This is a genomic window from Providencia sp. PROV201, assembly GCF_028479545.1.
Taxonomy (GTDB): Bacteria; Pseudomonadota; Gammaproteobacteria; order Enterobacterales; family Enterobacteriaceae; genus Providencia; species Providencia huaxiensis.
In genome coordinates this window covers 235820-253763 of sequence record NZ_JAMPNW010000001.1, presented here as the reverse complement: position 1 = coordinate 253763, position 17944 = coordinate 235820, and the positions used below count along the sequence as shown (strand labels likewise).

The window sequence follows — 17944 nt, the reverse complement described above, 5'->3', positions numbered from 1 at the left end:
GAACGCTCAAATTCAAGGATCGCGTTATTTCCATTGAGGCCCACTATGATTGATAAATTAAACGCCACGTTTGCTTTCCAGCAACAGGCTTTGTCAATACGCGAAGCAAGGCAGACCGTATTAGCTTCAAACATTGCTAATGCCGACACCCCCGGCTACCAAGCACGTGATATTGACTTTAATCGTCAACTTCAACAAGCCATGGATAAAGGTGTGGTAGGGGGAAAAGGCGTGACGCTCGCTGTTACGTCGAAAGGACATATCGAAGGGCGAGGGGGCAAAGCGCCAAATATTGACCTGAAATATCGTGTTCCTTACCAAACCTCAATGGATGGTAATACGGTAGATATGGATATTGAACGCAGCCAATTCGCAGATAACACCCTGAAATATCAGGCCGACCTTACATTCATCAATAGCCGCGTCAAAAGTATGCTGGCTGTCTTACAGCAAGGGTAATCTTCATGGCTTTACTGAGTATTTTTGATATCTCTGCATCTGCATTGACCGCGCAATCTCAACGCTTGAATGTCAGTGCGAGCAATATGGCAAACGCAGAAAGTATTGCAGGGCCTGATGGTCAACCATATCGTGCAAAACAAGTCGTTTTTCAAATGGCACCACAAGGGCGCCACGAAGTGGGAGGCGTGCGTGTGAGTGAGCTGATAGAAGACCCTACGCCACCCCGTATGGAATATAAGCCCGGTCACCCGTCAGCGAATGAAAAAGGCTATGTGCAAATGCCGAATGTCGACATGGTTGGTGAAATGATCAATACCATTTCAGCCTCCCGTAGCTATCAAGCCAACTTAGAAGTGATGAATACAGCAAAAACCTTGCTGCAAAAGACACTCACAATAGGCCAGTAAGGGAGCGTTTTCATGGGAATTGCAGCCACAATGTACGACTCTTTGGACAATTCGATAGCTGGCCCTGAGCCGGCTGCGAGCAATGTGCCAAAGAAAAGTCAAAGTGACGATATGCGCGACACTTTTTTAAAAATGATTGTCACGCAGATGCAAAACCAAGACCCAACAAAACCAATGGAAAATACGGATTTAACCAGTCAATTGGCACAAATTGCCACGCTTGAAAGCATGAATAAACTCAGCGATAGCGTGAGTGGCATTTCCCAACAAATTGGTTCAGGTCAGTCATTACAAGCCACTCAGCTTGTCGGAAAAGGTGTGCTTATTCCGCGCAATGAAATCATTTTAGCACCACTCAAGAAAGAGAGCACAGGCGAAGACAGCAATGTGACTAAGCCATCAAACCCGCTTCCTGACGAGGGCATCAGCCCAAATAGCCCTTCAATGTTTGGGCTTAGTAACAAAGGTGCTATTGCAGGTGAAGAGGGCGGTGAAGAGCCGCAATCTGAATATATTTCCTCGCCGTTTGGGTTCTTTTTACCGAAATTGGCGGACAACGTTGAAATTACTATTCGCGATAAAAACCGAATGGTTGTGCGAACCATTACCTATGATACGGAAGTTAAACCCGATATCTATGATATGGCGTGGGATGGTCGTGATAACAACGGCAACTTGGTCACGGATACAACAGGAAAATATTACTTTGATGTGAAAGCCGTCAGTTCAGGGGCTGAAATCGAAGTGACCAAACTGGGGTATACCCGTGTTAACGGTGTGACCCCAGGCTCTGACGCACCATTACTTGATGTTGGCATTGGGCAAAGTGTCCCGCTGAGCAGCATTTTCAAAGTTTATCCATCTTCTTAATTTACCCCCAATACTCATGGAGAAAATATGTCTTTTTCACAAGCAGTCAGTGGCTTAAATGCAGCCTCAGCGGGGCTTGATTCAATTGGTAATAATATTGCCAACTCCGCAACAAATGGTTTTAAAGGCGCGACGACCTCATTTGCCGATATGTTTGCAGGCTCAGGTGTTGGCTTAGGTGTCAATGTGGCCGCAGTGACCCAAAATTTTAAAGATGGCCCAATCACGCGCACGGATAGAGCGACAGACGTTGCCATCTCAGGTAATGGTTTTTTCCGCGTACAAGACCAAAACGGTGATACTTACTACAGCCGTGATGGTCAATTCTTACGCGATAAAAGCGGTAATTTAGTCAATAACCAAGGGATGGTAGTCACAGGTTACCCCGCGAGTGTTGATGAAAAAGGCAATGTTACCATCCAAAGTGGTGGTGTACCTGAAGGCTTGAATATCCCAACGGATATGATGGATGCGAAAAAATCTGAGTTAGCGAAACTGACGATAAACCTTAATTCTGAAGATAAAGTTAAAGATAAGAAATTTGACATCACAAAGCCTGATGATTCAGCAACGTATAACTTTAGCACCACAATGACCGCTTTCGATAGTCAGGGTAATACCCATGAAATTTCAGTGTACTTTGTTAAAGAGTCAGATAACAAATGGACCGCTTATGCGAAAGACGCTAACGAAACTGAAGCTAAAAAACTGGGTGAACTAGAGTTTGATGGTAATGGTAAGTTAAAAGACGCAGATAAAGCCACATTTGCTTTCGCGTATAACGGGTTAAATGGCGCTGATAATGGAATATTAAACGTTGATTTAAGTAAGACTCGCCAACAAAAAGTCAGCGAGTCTTCCGTTAGTGCGATTGATGTTGACGGTTATCCAGCCGGTGAATACACCACCTTTAAAATCGAAGATAACGGTTTGATTACCGCTAACTATTCTAACCAACAAAAACGTGTGGTTGGTCAAGTGGCATTATCCGCTTTCGCAAACCCAAATGGTCTGGTCTCCCAAGGTGGCAACGTTTGGGCCTCTTCTAATGCGTCAGGTAACCCGATGGACGGCGTTCCGGGTGTCGGCCAGTTCGGTAAATTAACCAGCGGTGCGTTGGAGTCTTCTAACGTGGATATGAGCCAAGAGTTAATTAGCATGATTGTGATGCAGCGTAATTACCAATCAAACGCGCAAACCATCAAGACACAAGATCAGATGTTACAGACGCTAGTTAATTTACGATAAAACAAGAGGGTGGCCATGGATCACGTCATTTATACCGCGATGGGAGGAGCGCGTCATGCGCTGGAAAACCAAGCGATTGTTTCAAATAACATTGCCAATGTGTCAACCGCAGGCTTTAAAGCGCAATTGTCCGCAATGCGTGCCGTACCGATAAATGGTGACAGCGAGCAAACCAGAACACTGGTGGTGGCTTCTACTCCCGGTGCTGATATGAGCCAAGGGCCGCTCAATTATACGGGTAAACAAACTGATGTTGCGTTGAATGATAAGCACTTTTTGGCTGTTGAGTTAGCAGATGGCACAGAAGCTTATACCCGTAACGGTAATATTCAAGTGTCTAGTGAAGGTGAACTTGTCATTGGCGAACGTCGCTTACAAGGTGATGGTGGGCCAATTAACGTTCCGCCAAATGCAGAATTAACCATTGGTGCAGACGGGACAGTTACCGCGCTTTTAGCCACTGACCCACCAACGATGTTAGGGCAAATTGGGCGTTTGAAAGTGGTTGAAGCACAGCCTCAAGACTTGCTCCGTGGCGAAGATGGCTTGTTTCATTTATCACCACAAGGGCAAGCGGCAAATGGCAATGTTTTGCCACAAAGTGAACGCGGAATTGTCACTGCGGGGGTGATTGAAGGCAGTAATGTCAATGCGGCAGAAGCTATGGTTTCGATGATTGCTAATGCAAGGCACTTTGAAATGCAAATGAAAGTTGTCCGCAGTGCTGATGAAAATGCACAACGGGCGAACCAACTGCTCGCTGTTAGCTAAATACAGTAAGGAATTATTATGATCCGCTCATTATGGATTGCTAAAACAGGGCTTGATGCTCAACAAACTAACCTTGATGTTATTTCGAATAACTTAGCCAACGTTAGTACCAATGGCTTCAAGCGCCAACGCGCTGTTTTTGAAGATTTAATGTACCAAAATATTCGCCAGCCGGGTGCTATGAGCTCTGAACAAACGTCGTTACCATCGGGTTTGCAAATGGGAACGGGGTCACGCCCTGTTGCCACTATGCGTATTCACGCCCAAGGTGCATTAAATAAAACTGGAACAACGACAGATATCGCGATTAAAGGCCAAGGTTTTATCCATGTGCAAATGCCAGATGGTACAGATGCCTATACGCGAGATGGGGCATTACAACGTAATCAAGATGGCCAATTAGTGACATCCAGTGGCTACCAAATTGTCCCAGCGATTATGATCCCCGATAACGCTAACAGTTTGACGATTGCGCGAGATGGCACTGTATCTGTCACTGTGTATGGGGATACTCAACCGCAGCAAGTTGGCCAAATTACATTAACCACCTTCATTAATGATGCTGGTTTGGAAAGTATGGGGGAAAACCTGTATATGGAAACCGCCAGTTCGGGCGCACCAAATGAGAGCGCACCGGGTACCAATGGCGCAGGTTTACTTTATCAACACATGTTAGAAACCTCTAACGTCAATGTGGCAGAAGAGTTGGTCAACATGATCCAAACTCAACGTGCTTATGAAATCAACAGTAAGGCGGTATCCGCTTCTGACCAAATGTTACAGCGATTAACGCAATTGTAATGGGTAAAAATACGTAGAAATAACTCATTGCGATAGTGATGAGTTATTAATGAGAGGGACCTCTTCGTGATGATAAAACGTACACAGCAGCAAAAGAGTAACATGATGATTGAAAGCGGCACGATTTCTCAACAGCAAAAAGCAGCGTTGCTAACACGTTTCATAACACCTAAACAGGCAGGGTTACTTGCCATTTTGGTCTTAGTTACCAGCGGTTGTGCACAAATCAAATCGCGTCCATTAGTGGACACCCAAACCACGGCAATCCCAACAGCACCGACAGCACCCGCACCGAATGGCTCGATATTTCAAAGCGCTCAACCCGCTTACTATGGTTATCAACCATTGTTTGAAGACAGGCGTCCTCGTAATGTTGGCGATATTTTGACCATTAACTTGCAAGAAAACGTGAGTGCGAGCAAAAACTCCTCAGCGAATGCCAATCGTAGTGGGAAAACAGGTTTCTTAGCTGCGATCTTACCGGGTTTTATGCAAGGGTGGATTGGCGGTAAAAACACAGAATTAGATATTAAAGGTAACAGTGACTTTAGCGGCAAAGGCGGTGCCAATGCCAACAACACCTTTAAAGGCACCATCACTGTCACTGTAGACCAATTATTGGCGAACGGTAACTTACATGTGGTTGGTGAGAAACGTATTGCGATAAACCAGGGAACGGAGTCGATTCGTTTCTCAGGAGTGGTTAACCCGCGCACTATCGGCTCAGACAATCATGTGAGCTCGACACAAGTCGCTGATGCACGCATTGAATATGTGGGTGACGGCTATATTAACGAATCGCAAAACATGGGATGGCTACAACGCTTTTTCTTAAATGTTTCGCCTTATTAATTAAACATTAGCGAGAAAACAGCCGAGATAATTTAATGAAAAACAACGTATTAATTTTGCTATCACTATTTTTTTGCTTCGCTTTTTCAGCACACAGTGAGCGTATTAAAGATTTAACTACCGTTCAAGGCGTGCGAGATAACGCGTTGATTGGCTATGGTTTAGTTGTGGGTCTTGATGGGACCGGTGACCAAACCATGCAAACGCCGTTTACGACCCAAAGCTTGAATAACATGCTGTCGCAAATGGGCATCACGGTGCCACCAGGTACCAATATGCAACTGAAAAATGTAGCTGCGGTCATGGTCACCGCCAAATTGCCTCCTTTTGCACGTACAGGGCAATCCGTGGATATTGTCGTTTCTTCAATGGGTAACGCGAAGAGCTTACGTGGTGGTACGTTGTTGATGACTCCCTTAAAAGGGGTTGATGGGCAAATTTATGCGATGGCTCAGGGTAACATCTTAGTGGGTGGTGCGGGTGCCAGTGGCGGCGGCAGTAGTATTAAGGTCAATCAACTCAATGGCGGTCGTATTGCCGGTGGAGCAACTATCGAACGTGAGTTACCGAGCAGTTTTGGGCAAAGTGGTGCGATTAACCTGCAATTAAACGAAGATAGCTTCACATTGGCACAAGATATTGCGGATGCAATTAACCGTATGGGCGGTATGGGAACCGCGTCTGCGTTAGACTCGCGGACAGTGCAATTACTGGTTCCTGCCAATAATCGCGACCAAGTGCGCTTTTTAGCACGAGTGCAAGAACTGAATGTGCGTGCGCCAGTGGCTGAAGCGAAAGTGATCCTCAATTCACGCACCGGTTCTGTGGTGATTAACCGCAGTGTCACACTAGACAGCTGTGCTGTTGCACACGGTAGTTTAGCGGTCACGGTAGAAAGGCAAACTCAAGTGAGCCAGCCGGACACCCCATTTGCGGGTGGGCAAACCGTGGTGACACGAAACACCAGTGTCGGAGTACAAGATAGGGGCGGAGCATTGCAAAAAGTCAACGCCAGTGTGCAATTAAACCAAGTCATTCAAGCGCTGAATACACTCGGTGCAACGCCAAACGACTTGATGTCGATACTGCAAGCGATGGAAAGTGCAGGCTGTTTACGTGCGAAACTGGAGATCATCTAATGAGTGACATGCAGCTATTGCAAGGTGCCGCATTTGATTTACAGTCACTGGGGCAGTTAAAAGGTGAACTGAATAAAAATTCGGAGCAAGGGCTGCGCCACGTCACGCAGCAACTTGAGGCAACATTCGTTCAATTGATGCTAAAAAGTATGCGTGACGCACTTCCGCAAGATGGTTTATTTTCCAGCGACCAAACGCGCATGCTTACCAGTATGTATGACCAGCAAATCGCCCAAGATCTGTCGCAAAAAGGCTTAGGTTTTGGGGAAATGATGTACCAGCAGCTTACGCGAGACCAGCACTCCTCGAGTGAGCCTGCATCCAGCGGCCTTCTGCCTTTAGATGAGAAAACAGCGCAATCATTACCGCCATTTAATATGGAGCAAATGATGCGCCACTTTGCACCAATGGGCGATGCTCTATCGGCGCCATTCCAAAAAATCAAAGCCTTATCACTTAATAGCAGTAATTTTATTAGCCGCTTAATTGAACCCGCAAAAGCCGCAAGCCAAAACAGTGGTATTTCACATTTTCTGGTATTGGCACAAGCGGCATTAGAAAGTGGATGGGGGCAGCGTGAAATTCTGAAATCAGATGGAAAAACCAGCCATAACCTATTTGGGATAAAAGCGGGAAAAAACTGGCAAGGGCCTGTCACGAATATTATGACAACAGAAGTGATTAACGGCAAAACCATCAAAATGCGTGATGATTTCCGCGTTTATGGCTCTTATGAAGAGGCGATTGCCGATTATATCAACCTATTGACCGAAAACCCGCGTTATAAAGATGTCAAAAAAGCACCGACACCAGAGATTGCCGCACGCCGTTTACATCAAGCTGGATATGCCACAGACCCCGGTTACTCGGACAAGCTTATCACTTTGATTAATCAAATACGCGGCCATCAACCGACAAGTAGCCTCTCGACTTCAAGGGCGGTTCAGGCATATACCATAGACTTAAACGATATTTTCTAAAAATACGGAATTATTGCGAGTTTGGGCTAAATAAATACGCTGAATTTCCGATAACCAAATATGCTCTAAATACTTTGTGTTGCTATCGCTTTTATTGTGTCAGCCAATGGCGGCGATAAGCATCCAGAACAGGAAAAGCTTATGCTGAACAATGTAATGAATAATGCGCTCAGTGGTGTGAACGCTGCACAAGGCGGGTTAAGTGTGATTTCTAACAACTTAGCCAACGCAGGTGTAGGTTACTATCATCGCCAAAGTGCTGTTTTCGGGGAGAATCCCGGTACGATGACACCTAATGGCTATTTTGGTAACGGCACTTATTTCAGCCATGTTCGCCGTGAGTTTGATGAATTTGTCAATGCGCAGTACAGCCAATCCCGCGCGCGTAGCGGCGACTATGAGGCGTACGTTAAGAACTGTAATAAAGTTGATGATTTGCTTACTAATGATATTGAAGATATCTCAAGTAACATTGGCAGCTTTTTCACCGCGTTAGATGCGGCCAGCAGTGATGCCAGTGATAAGACGTTGGTTGATGTTTTTTTAGGCAACTCAAATGCATTATTGAGCCAGTTTAAAGAAGCAGATCGTCGTCTGCAGGAAATGGAACGCGATACGAATCATCAGATAGAAAATAAAGTCAAAGATATCAATATCTACGCTGAAAAAATTGCCGGTTTAAACCAGCAAATTTCGCGGATCCGTTCAGTAAGTGGCTCAGAGCCAAACGATTTATTAGATGTGCGTGACCGTTTAGTCAATGAAGTTAACTCATTGGTTGGTGTGAAAGTTATTGAGCAAAACGGAAACTATAACGTGACGTTTGCTAATGGTTTACCGTTAGTCACCGGTGAGAAAGCGAATCGCCTGGAAGCGGTTCCGTCTTCTAAAGATGATAGCCGTTTTAGTATAGGTTTTGTGGGGGCGAATGGCCAAGCGCGTGAAATCCCTGATGAATCATTCCGTGGTGGGGAGCTCAGTGGTATCCTGCGTTCTCGTCAAGAAGTCATGGACCCGGCTTATCAAAAACTCAATAAGTTAGCATTGGTTTTCGCGACTAAATTCAATGAAGTTCATAGCAAAGGTTATGATGCCAACGGTAACACTGGTAAAGACTTCTTTGAAATGGGTAAAGGCAGCGTTGTTAGTAACACCCATAATAGTGGCAAAGCAGATTTTGATCTCAGTTATAGCGATGTGTCTAAAGTTACAGGCAATAACTACGAAATGCGTTTTGACGGCAATGAATGGAATGTCACACGTTTACCCGAAGGCATTAAAGTTCCTGTAGATTCCAATACTGCGGGTACACTGAAATTTGATGGTTTAGAAATCAAAATCAGCAATAGCACGGGTATGTCAAAAGGCGACTCATTTCTGGTGAAGCCAGTGAGTGGTGTGATCAACGGTATGCAGGTCTTGGTAAGCAATGCATCTGATTTCGCAGCTGCTGGAAGTAAAGACAGCGGCCCAGGTGATAATGAAAACATTAAGCAACTGGTTAAACTGCAAGACGAAAAACTCATTGATGGTAGCTCCACGTTTTCTGATTTCTATGCAACGTTAGTTAATGATGTGGGCAGCAAAACCAAGCAAGCGCAAATTGATTCTGAAACACAGAACAAAATGACAGAAAGCTTCTATGAACAAGAGCAAGCTATTTCTGGCGTGAATATGAATGAAGAAAGTATTCAGATGCAGAAAATCCAACAGTTTTTCAATGCCAATGCGCAAGTGCTAAAAACGGTGGATGATTTATTTAACGCATTGATGCGTGCATTCTAAATATTAGCGATAGAATAAGGATTTAGCGATGCGTTTAAGTACCAATATGATTTATCACCAACGCTTGCAAGACATGAACAGCGCTCAAGCGCGTTGGATGGATGCAGGAAGCCAATTAGCGTCTGGTAAACGTGTAAGCAAGCCTTCTGATGACCCGCAAGCGTCTTCGCAAGCGGTGCGGATTAACCAGTCAGAAAACCGTAATCAACAGTATGTTGCCAGTCGTGGATTTGCTAAAACAGGAATGACGTTGCAGATGAGCATTTTGACTCAGATGACAGATGTGACGACACAAATCGATACCACGATTATTCAGGCATCAAACCAAGGTAGTTTAAGCGATAAAGACCGTAATACTTTGGCAGAGCAACTCACGGGGCTGAAAGAGCAGTTAGTGGCGTTGGGCAATTCGACTGATGGCAATGGCCGATATATTTTCGCGGGTTTTAAATCAGATAAACCACCATTTGAAATTGATGCTAACGGTGATGTGTTGTATCACGGTGGCGACAAAGCGATTATGCAGAATGTGGCGAGTGACCGTGAGATGACGACTTATTTCACTGGCGCGCAAGTGTTTGATACGGACAGTAACGGGGTTGTCAATATTTTCAAAGCGCTAAATACGGGTATTGAGTCACTGAAAAAACCACTGCAAGGCGCACCTCAAGCAGATTTAGACCAAGCGCAATCTGAGTTAGGTGAAGCGAACCGTGCCATTAAATCTGCATTAGATCAAATTTCCAATATTGAAGCTAAGCAAGGTTTACAATTACAAGAAATTGATAAATTGAATTTTTTAGCTGACACGCGCTCAATTCAAAACGCAGCCCGTAAAAGTGAGTTGTTAGAAACTAACTGGACTGGCACCACCACAGATTATTATAAAGAAAAAGCGATGTTTGAAGCTTCACAAAGTATTTTTAAAGACTTAAATAGCATGTCACTTTTCGGTAGCCGTTAATTATTTAATATTATTTTTACTCACCGCGCTTTGGAGTGATCCAAGCGCGGTTTTTTTGTTTGGTTTTTTTAGTCACTACTTCAAAGTTTGAGTTCACTATTTGTGTTTTTCATATTGCATAAATTTGCGTTTGTTTTACCCTAATTTGACCTTTGATTTTTGCTCTTTAAAAATTCATTAACTAAACAATAAGTTACAACCAGTACTGAAAATAAAGCTATTTTTCATTTTTTAAAGTTAGCACGTTGTTTTTATTTGTTTTAATCTACAAAAGTTATAGTTCACTGCCACACAGGCAGCTTAGAAATCTAATATAGAGTATGTCACCATTTTCTATTATGTTCACTGCCACACAGGCAGCTTAGAAAAAAAAACACTGTTATATTAATGTTGATGAAGGTTCACTGCCACACAGGCAGCTTAGAAATTTACCTGTTTGTGTAGCTCCGAGTATTTTTAGTTCACTGCCACACAGGCAGCTTAGAAAACTCTTCGCTTCCTTGCTCTACTTTGGTTAAAGTTCACTGCCACACAGGCAGCTTAGAAATCAGCGACGAGTTTAATGATGTTGAAGAGATAGTTCACTGCCACACAGGCAGCTTAGAAATGAAGAAATAATGAAGAATGGGAAACCGCACGGTTCACTGCCACACAGGCAGCTTAGAAACCTGAAAAAAGTGAGTTATTAACCGACTGGTTGTTCACTGCCACACAGGCAGCTTAGAAAGTTTTTCTCATACAGCTTGTTATTGAATGTGGGTTCACTGCCATACAGGCAGCTTAGAAACTAAACCCGCCTTGTTTTGACTCCGCCACAGTTTACTACCACATAAACCGCATAAAAAAGTTATCAAAGAGGTATTTTTTACTCACCATTTTGTGAAACTCTTCGCAAATTGGACTTTAGTCATGGGTTAAGGCTTGTTTCGTAAGTTAAAGCTTATTCTAATAGGATTAATTGATTCAAAAATCTTATTATTTAAGGACGAAATTTAGCGTTTATGGATGATTTCTCGCCGAGTGACTTAAAAACTATTTTGCATTCAAAACGTGCCAATATGTATTACTTGGAACATTGCCGAGTGATGCAAAAAGACGGCCGAGTGCTCTATTTTACCGAAGCCAAAAACGAAAACCTCTATTTCAATATCCCGATTGCGAATACTACAGTTTTATTACTGGGAACAGGAACCTCCGTCACTCAGGCGGCGATGCGAATGCTATCCCAAGCAGGGGTACTCGTTGGCTTCTGTGGTGGTGGGGGAGCGCCACTGTATATGTCCACCGAAGTTGAATGGCTAACGCCACAAGGGGAGTATCGGCCAACGGAATATCTACAAGGCTGGCTATCCTTTTGGTTTGATGATGAAAAACGTTTAGCGGTGGCTAAGATATTACAGCGGTCACGCATCAAGTACTTACAACAAGTATGGCAAAGCTCACGTGAGCTACAAAATGAAGGTTTTACCTATAACGACAGCACTATCCAATCCGCATTAAACATCTTTCACCAACGCACTGACGCAGCCCAAGATACACAAGAATTATTACTCACCGAAGCCCAACTGACTAAAACCTTATATAAGTATGCAGCGAATAATACGGGGCAAAAGAATTTTACGCGTCAGCACCAAGCCACCGACAAGGCTAATGACTTTTTAAATCATGGTAATTATTTGGCTTATGGATTGGCGGCGAGTTGCCTTTGGGTATTAGGTATTCCTCATGGCTTTGCGGTAATGCACGGTAAAACTCGTCGTGGGGCTTTAGTCTTTGATATTGCTGATTTAATTAAAGATGCCATTGTTTTGCCGTGGGCATTTATTTGCGGTAAAGAAGGGTCGAGTGAGCAAGAGTTTCGCCAGCAAATTTTGCAATCCTTTGTTGACCATCAATCCCTTGATTTTATGTTCGATACCGTCAAGTCACTGGCTTTACTAGCAACAAAAAATCCACAACAGGTGACGTCCCTATGATGGTTACCTTTGTTTCTCAATGTGAAAAGCATGCATTAAAACGAACTCGGCGAGTGTTAGATGCATTTGCTAACCGAATTGGTGATAACACATGGCAAACCTTGATCACACAAGAGGGTTTGCAAATGGTTCAAAAATTGTTGCGTCGTAGTGCCAGCCGTAATACGGCGGTAAGCTGCCATTGGATACGTTCTCGTTCGCGCAGCCAGTTACTTTGGGTGGTTGGCAACAAAAATAAATTTAACTCGCAGGGGTATGTTCCGGTTAACCGAACAGAAAAGTCCTTATTGGCTAGTGAACGTGAAAATAATTGGAAATATCTGCCGTTAATCAATGCATTAACGCGTTTAGCTGCCTTGCTTCATGACTGGGGAAAAGCCTCTCAGTTATTTCAAGACAAATTAAACCCGCACAGTAAAAACCATTTTAAAGGGGATCCGCTACGTCATGAATGGGTTTCTTCATTATTATTCAGTGCATTGGTAAAAAGCCAAGGTGATCCGCAACAAGACGAAAGCTGGCTTGATGCACTAGTTAATTCCTCATGGCATGAGCTGCAATTACAAACGTGGGTAAAGGAAAATAATCATTGTGAAACACCATTCAGCCAATTACCTGATGCGGCCTCGTTATTGGTGTGGTTGATTGTTTCTCATCATAGATTACCGTTTTTAGCGAATGATAAAGAACGTTTATTCTATGCAGATAAAGCCTATGATTCGTTAGCAGAACTGTTAGAGACAGTGGATAAACAGTGGGGCTACCAAAATTACTATAATGAAGCTGATTATTCACAGCGAATTCATCAATGTTTTGAATTCCCATATGGCTTATTGAGCGAGTCAAAAGTATGGCAACAAGCACTCAGTCAGGCGGCAGAACACCTTAAACATCAACTTCCTCTATTAAACGAAGCGTTAGAGAATGGCTGCTGGCGGTTGGTTGCGGAACAGGCGCGCTTATGTTTGATGCTAGGGGATCATAATTATTCATCAAAAGAGGCTGACCCGACATGGCAGTCAGATATTCCATTATATGCCAATACCCAACGTTTGCATGGGCACACTGAATATAAGCAACGGCTCGATGAACACTTAGTGAATGTGGCTAATATTGCGGCTAACGTCACGGAATACTTACCATTCTTCGCAACTGAGCCGCCTGTCGCAAGTGACATCAACGAACTTAAACACAATAAACATGCCACAGGGAAATTTAGCTGGCAGGAAGATGCAGTTAACGCCATTAATCAATATCGAGAAGAACAACAAGATAAAACGCAAGGGTATTTTATTGTTAATATGGCGAGTACCGGCTGTGGTAAGACAATCGCTAATGCCAAAATTATGCAGGCGCTAGCGGAAGATAAACAAAGTTTGCGGTTTATTTTAGCGTTAGGGCTGCGAACACTGACCCTACAAACAGGGGATGAATATCGAGACCGATTAGGCGTCGAAGATGATAACCTTGCTGTGCTGATTGGTTCAAAAGCGGTATTAGAACTCCATCAAGAACAACAAAATAACATTGAAGAACAGCCTCTGTCAGTGGAGTCAGGCTCTGAGTCCCAAGAAAGCCTTTTTGATGATGAAAGGTTAGAACTAAACTGGCAAGGCAGTTTACCGGAAGAAGAGCTCTCTACGGTATTAACAAGGTCAAAAGACAGAGCGTTGCTGTACGCGCCGATCTTAGCCTGCACCATAGACCATATAATGGGTGCCACAGAAACCACGCGAGGTGGGCGTTATATCCTCCCTTACCTGCGGTTAATGTCATCTGACTTAGTGATTGATGAGATTGATGATTTTACGGGGGATGACTCGAAAGCGATTGGGCGTTTAGTCTATCTAGCTGGGGCCTTGGGTCGTAAGGTGATGATTTCATCTGCTACTATTCCCCCAACATTAGCACTTTTCTATTTTAAGGCTTACCAATTAGGTTGGCGAATACATGCACTTAGCCAACAAAAATCACTGCAAGTGGGGTGCGTATGGGTGGATGAGGGGCAATATGACGGGAAGAAAGATAAATGTTTGCGTTCATGCCAAATTGCAACCATCACGGCTGTAGATGATGACATTACTCTTAATCATTACCGTCAATACCACCATACTTTTATTGAAAAACGCATTAAAGTGCTGCAATCACAGGCAGCGCGTCGCAAAGCGTTTATTGTGCCGATGCAAAAAGAACAAGGCCCTGATCGACAAACGCAATATTTTTCTCATATTCAGCAGGGGATCTTAGGCCTGCACCAAATGCATTTCTGCACTGAAAAGCAAACCCAACTGCAAGTCTCCTTTGGTGTTGTACGTGTTGCCAATATCCCCGTTTGCGTTGCATTAACCCATTATTTATTAGCGAGCGAATGGCCGGAAGGAGTAGAAATTCGCACGATGGCTTACCATAGTCAGCAAGTGCTGCTGCTACGTCATGAACAAGAAAAACACCTTGATGCGGTATTGAAGCGCAAAGAAAAAATAGGGGAGCCCCCGGAGGCTTTCCAAAACCCCGTCATTCGTCAACATATCGACCATGTTCATCAGCAAGGTAACGCGAAACAGCTTATTTTTATTTTAGTAGCAACGCCTGTTGAGGAAGTCGGCCGCGACCACGACTTTGATTGGGCTGTAATTGAACCATCTTCTTATCGCTCTATTATCCAAATGGCTGGGCGAGTGCGTCGGCACCGAGAGGGGGAAATTAGCAGTCCCAATATTGCCTTGTTGCAATATAACTGGAAAGGATTTATTGAAGAAAAACCGCAAGATGTTTTTTATAAACCGGGCTATGAAAATGGCAATCTAAACCTACGGCTATCCACCCATGACCTGTGTGAGCTGGTGGATGAGCCGCAATTGCAAAATTCTGTCGATGCGATCCCTAGAATTCAACAAATCCCGAATTGGAAAAGCCAGCAAAAAAACAGTTTGGCTTGTTTAGAGCATGCATCAATCGAGCGATTGATGGGCGATATTACCGATCTTAAACCCAAAACAACAACGCATTCACGCCTGCTTTTTCAAGCAATAGAGACTCCGTTAAATACACCTAACACGCTTTGGGGATATACCTGTGGGGCTTGGGGGCTAACAGCTCTTTCTCAGCAGTTTTTTTCATTTAGAAAAAGTGAACCAACAATGTGTTTATCGTTGATTTTATCAGCAAAAAATAACCCGTATTTTTGTGAATATGATAAAGACAGTGGTTGGGTAAAAGTTGATGGTAAATATGGGATAGGTTTTCAGCCACTGGCCGAGCCACTAAAACAGAGATTATGGCTAGTGCGTGATTATCAGCAATCCTTAGAAAGCCGTGAAAATGAATACCAGTCAGCGGAACAACTTTCTCGACGTTATGGCGAAATCAGTTTCTCACCACGCGAAAAAAGTGGAGTTCATTTTTATTATAACGACCAAATGGGACTCAGCACACTTAATGTTTCCGAGTAAAAAATTCAGTCATAAGGACCATTTACTATGTTAGATCCAGCAATAGAGGCCTTTTTTGCGGAGCGCAAAGAGGGATGGCTTAAAAAAAATGTAAAGGCGTCGATGAGTGATAATGAACTTCTGCAATTGCAGCAGGAATGTGATGCGGCTTTTTCATTGTCACAGTGGTTGCCGAATGCGGCAAAGCGGGCAGGGCAAATATCGTTATCCACTCACCCTTGCACCTTTAGCCACCCAAGTTCTCGAAAGAACAAAAATGGTTATGTCACTGCAATACTGGCCAGTTCTGCTCAGGCAAATGACGGTTTTTTGCGAACAGGGAATGTTGTTGTTGAGACGGACGCGTTAGGTAATGCAGCAGCGCTTGACGTGTATAAATTCCTTACCCTTGAGTTGCAAGATAACAAAACATTATTGGCGCATATTGAGGATGAAACGTCATTAGCAAAAGACCTGCTTAAACAAGGCGATGAAAAATATCAAGTCCTGCGGGACGGTTTTCTGGCTATGGTTGTGTCAGATGATACGGTAGCGACGAGTTCAAAAATCAAACAAGTTTATTTTCCTGTTTGGCTAGAGGATAGCGAATATCACTTATTATCACCATTAACCCCATCAGGCTTAGTTTTCGAACTGCGTAAACGCATTGATGCTATTCGATTTTCTGAACAGACTAAAGCACTGCGAGACTTAAAACGTAAAGGGGAATTTAGCGACATTGGCTATCAAGAAATTTATGGTCTTACAACCATTGGTTACGGGGGAACTAAGCCACAAAATATTTCCGTGCTCAATAATCAAAATGCAGGTAAAGCGCATTTGTTACCCTCACTTCCGCCTAAAATAGCGCAACGAAAGCTACGTCTACCCACTCATGATTTCTTTTCAAACACGTTAAGTCCTTGGCAAGTAAAAGAAAGCTTAGAGGCATTTCATGGCTTGATTTCACTACCCAAAGAGCTGCGTGGCAGCCGTTTTATTGAATATCGAGATAGACGAATTCAAGAATATCTCGATTACGTTATGTTAACCATGTGGGAAGTACGGCGCGAATTTGAACAATATGGCATTCAATTACCAGCCGAACTCGCTAAAGTACAACAAACTTGGTTGTTTCCAGACCAACAGCGGCGCAATAACTCAGACGAATGGTTAGAGGAGGTGATCCTCCTTATTGCCCAGCAATTTATGCGGCATTACAAAAAAGTACTGGGGAAAAAAGCGATAAGTTTAGGGGATGATGAACTTGCGGCTATCGCGGACGTTATTGCCATTAATAAGGAGCTATTACGATGAGTTCCACTTATATACTTAAACTGCCGCATTTAAAAATTCACAATGCAAATGCGTTATCTAGCCCTTATACCATTGGTTTTCCAGCCATGACGGCTTGGTTAGGTTTTATGCATGCCCTAGAGCGCAAACTGGGTGACGATGGCTCGCTAAATATTATTCTCGATTCCATCGCCATCATTAGCCATGACTGTGACTTACAAACTTATCGTGGGGCTAATGATTATGTTAGTTCCATTGTGGGAACAGGCAACCCATTAAATAGTGATGGCTCGCGCTCTGCATTTATCGAAGAAGCCCGTTGCCACTTAGACGTTTCTTTGTTGATTAAATATGGCATTAAAAACAATAAGGTGATTGAAGGGCTTCCTGAATATTCACCGCTACTAGATGTTATCCATGATTTAGTGATGACCATGAAACTCGCTGGGGGCGATATTCTGTCATTAGGGAAGCCATCGGTGCATATTTTGCCATCGGAAGATGCGGATGGGAAATATAGACAAAAGTTACTCAATAGCGTCATGCCTGGCTATGCATTGATTGAGCGGCGCGACTTAATGATTGGCGCAATGAATAATGGGCAAGATGCCATAGATGCTCTGCTGGATCATGTGGTCGTGGAAAACCATTGTGTTGATACTGGAAAAGAAAATGGGAACAAGACGTCATTTGAATGGCGAACTCAGCGTAAAACGGCAGGCTGGATTGTTCCAATAGCAACTGGATATCAAGGTATCTCCCCGTTAGGGCAAGCAAAAAACCAGCGAGACTCAGAAGTGCCACATCGGTTTGCTGAAAGCGTCGTTACGTTAGGGGAGTTTGTATTAGCGAGTCGCGTGAATAACATTCATGAAATTTTGTGGGGATTTAAGTTTGTTGAATCCCAAAACCTGTATTTATGCCAACAAGTGGCAGCTAACTTTATTTCGAGTGGAGAGTAA

At 43.7% G+C, this 17944-nt stretch carries 15 protein-coding genes and 1 CRISPR repeat array; all 15 genes read left to right on the top strand.

Annotated features, from left to right (window positions below; translation table 11 throughout):
• Positions 1-45 precede the first annotated feature (45 nt).
• The 15 genes from flgB (at position 46) to csy2 (ending at position 17944) form a co-directional block, all read left to right on the top strand.
• Positions 46-459 carry a flagellar basal body rod protein FlgB gene (gene flgB, locus PR809_RS01170; RefSeq protein WP_004255669.1) on the top strand — a complete coding sequence of 138 codons (414 nt, stop codon included), beginning with the start codon at positions 46-48 and terminating at the stop codon, positions 457-459.
• Positions 460-464: 5 nt separating this feature from the next.
• Positions 465-869 carry a flagellar basal body rod protein FlgC gene (gene flgC / locus PR809_RS01165; RefSeq protein ID WP_004909868.1) on the top strand — a complete coding sequence of 135 codons (405 nt, stop codon included), beginning with the start codon at positions 465-467 and terminating at the stop codon, positions 867-869.
• Between the two features lie 12 nt (positions 870-881).
• Positions 882-1739: a flagellar hook assembly protein FlgD gene (locus tag PR809_RS01160; RefSeq protein ID WP_166266889.1), complete on the top strand. Its 858-nt coding sequence runs from the start codon at positions 882-884 to the stop codon at positions 1737-1739.
• 27 nt (positions 1740-1766) lie between these two features.
• Complete coding sequence (gene flgE, locus PR809_RS01155; RefSeq protein WP_094961173.1) at positions 1767-2987, top strand: flagellar hook protein FlgE; 1221 nt, start codon at positions 1767-1769, stop codon at positions 2985-2987.
• A 15-nt stretch (positions 2988-3002) separates the two neighbouring features.
• Positions 3003-3758 carry a flagellar basal body rod protein FlgF gene (locus PR809_RS01150; RefSeq protein WP_166266891.1) on the top strand — a complete coding sequence of 252 codons (756 nt, stop codon included), beginning with the start codon at positions 3003-3005 and terminating at the stop codon, positions 3756-3758.
• Between the two features lie 18 nt (positions 3759-3776).
• Positions 3777-4559: a flagellar basal-body rod protein FlgG gene (gene flgG, locus PR809_RS01145; protein WP_166266893.1), complete on the top strand. Its 783-nt coding sequence runs from the start codon at positions 3777-3779 to the stop codon at positions 4557-4559.
• 69 nt (positions 4560-4628) lie between these two features.
• Entirely contained in the window at positions 4629-5411 is a 783-nt protein-coding gene (locus PR809_RS01140) for a flagellar basal body L-ring protein FlgH (protein ID WP_375373117.1), read from the top strand.
• A 35-nt stretch (positions 5412-5446) separates the two neighbouring features.
• Positions 5447-6550 (top strand): flagellar basal body P-ring protein FlgI, encoded by a 1104-nt coding sequence (locus tag PR809_RS01135; RefSeq protein ID WP_206276217.1) that lies wholly within the window; start codon positions 5447-5449, stop codon positions 6548-6550.
• On the top strand, positions 6550-7530 hold the full coding sequence (gene flgJ, locus PR809_RS01130) for a flagellar assembly peptidoglycan hydrolase FlgJ (protein ID WP_206276216.1): 981 nt from the start codon (positions 6550-6552) through the stop codon (positions 7528-7530). Before PR809_RS01135 ends, flgJ begins: the two co-directional genes overlap by 1 nt.
• A 141-nt stretch (positions 7531-7671) precedes the next feature.
• A complete protein-coding gene (gene flgK / locus PR809_RS01125) occupies positions 7672-9315 on the top strand; it encodes a flagellar hook-associated protein FlgK (protein WP_206276215.1) in 1644 nt (547 codons plus the stop codon).
• Between the two features lie 28 nt (positions 9316-9343).
• Positions 9344-10279: a flagellar hook-associated protein FlgL gene (gene flgL, locus PR809_RS01120; RefSeq protein WP_102139603.1), complete on the top strand. Its 936-nt coding sequence runs from the start codon at positions 9344-9346 to the stop codon at positions 10277-10279.
• A 279-nt stretch (positions 10280-10558) separates the two neighbouring features.
• A CRISPR array of direct repeats spans positions 10559-11066; the repeat unit is 28 nt; unit sequence GTTCACTGCCACACAGGCAGCTTAGAAA.
• Positions 11067-11280: 214 nt separating this feature from the next.
• Positions 11281-12255, top strand: a complete 975-nt coding sequence (cas1f, locus tag PR809_RS01115) for a type I-F CRISPR-associated endonuclease Cas1f (RefSeq protein ID WP_206276214.1) — start codon at positions 11281-11283, stop codon at positions 12253-12255.
• Positions 12252-15707 carry a type I-F CRISPR-associated helicase Cas3f gene (cas3f, locus tag PR809_RS01110; RefSeq protein WP_206276213.1) on the top strand — a complete coding sequence of 1152 codons (3456 nt, stop codon included), beginning with the start codon at positions 12252-12254 and terminating at the stop codon, positions 15705-15707. The genes cas1f and cas3f overlap by 4 nt, the downstream gene beginning before the upstream one ends.
• A 27-nt stretch (positions 15708-15734) precedes the next feature.
• Positions 15735-17003, top strand: coding sequence for a type I-F CRISPR-associated protein Csy1 (csy1, locus tag PR809_RS01105; protein WP_206276212.1), 1269 nt, complete (start codon positions 15735-15737; stop codon positions 17001-17003).
• A complete protein-coding gene (gene csy2 / locus PR809_RS01100) occupies positions 17000-17944 on the top strand; it encodes a type I-F CRISPR-associated protein Csy2 (RefSeq protein ID WP_206276211.1) in 945 nt (314 codons plus the stop codon). The genes csy1 and csy2 overlap by 4 nt, the downstream gene beginning before the upstream one ends.

Excerpts from the sequence above, each read along its gene's own strand:
- flgB (WP_004255669.1), top strand. The coding sequence starts at position 46 with ATGATTGATAAATTAAACGCCACGTTTGCTTTCCAGCAACAGGCTTTG.
- flgC (WP_004909868.1), top strand. The coding sequence starts at position 465 with ATGGCTTTACTGAGTATTTTTGATATCTCTGCATCTGCATTGACCGCG.
- PR809_RS01160 (WP_166266889.1), top strand. The coding sequence starts at position 882 with ATGGGAATTGCAGCCACAATGTACGACTCTTTGGACAATTCGATAGCT.
- flgE (WP_094961173.1), top strand. The coding sequence starts at position 1,767 with ATGTCTTTTTCACAAGCAGTCAGTGGCTTAAATGCAGCCTCAGCGGGG.
- PR809_RS01150 (WP_166266891.1), top strand. The coding sequence starts at position 3,003 with ATGGATCACGTCATTTATACCGCGATGGGAGGAGCGCGTCATGCGCTG.
- flgG (WP_166266893.1), top strand. The coding sequence starts at position 3,777 with ATGATCCGCTCATTATGGATTGCTAAAACAGGGCTTGATGCTCAACAA.
- PR809_RS01140 (WP_375373117.1), top strand. The coding sequence starts at position 4,629 with ATGATAAAACGTACACAGCAGCAAAAGAGTAACATGATGATTGAAAGC.
- PR809_RS01135 (WP_206276217.1), top strand. The coding sequence starts at position 5,447 with ATGAAAAACAACGTATTAATTTTGCTATCACTATTTTTTTGCTTCGCT.
- flgJ (WP_206276216.1), top strand. The coding sequence starts at position 6,550 with ATGAGTGACATGCAGCTATTGCAAGGTGCCGCATTTGATTTACAGTCA.
- flgK (WP_206276215.1), top strand. The coding sequence starts at position 7,672 with ATGCTGAACAATGTAATGAATAATGCGCTCAGTGGTGTGAACGCTGCA.
- flgL (WP_102139603.1), top strand. The coding sequence starts at position 9,344 with ATGCGTTTAAGTACCAATATGATTTATCACCAACGCTTGCAAGACATG.
- cas1f (WP_206276214.1), top strand. The coding sequence starts at position 11,281 with ATGGATGATTTCTCGCCGAGTGACTTAAAAACTATTTTGCATTCAAAA.
- cas3f (WP_206276213.1), top strand. The coding sequence starts at position 12,252 with ATGATGGTTACCTTTGTTTCTCAATGTGAAAAGCATGCATTAAAACGA.
- csy1 (WP_206276212.1), top strand. The coding sequence starts at position 15,735 with ATGTTAGATCCAGCAATAGAGGCCTTTTTTGCGGAGCGCAAAGAGGGA.
- csy2 (WP_206276211.1), top strand. The coding sequence starts at position 17,000 with ATGAGTTCCACTTATATACTTAAACTGCCGCATTTAAAAATTCACAAT.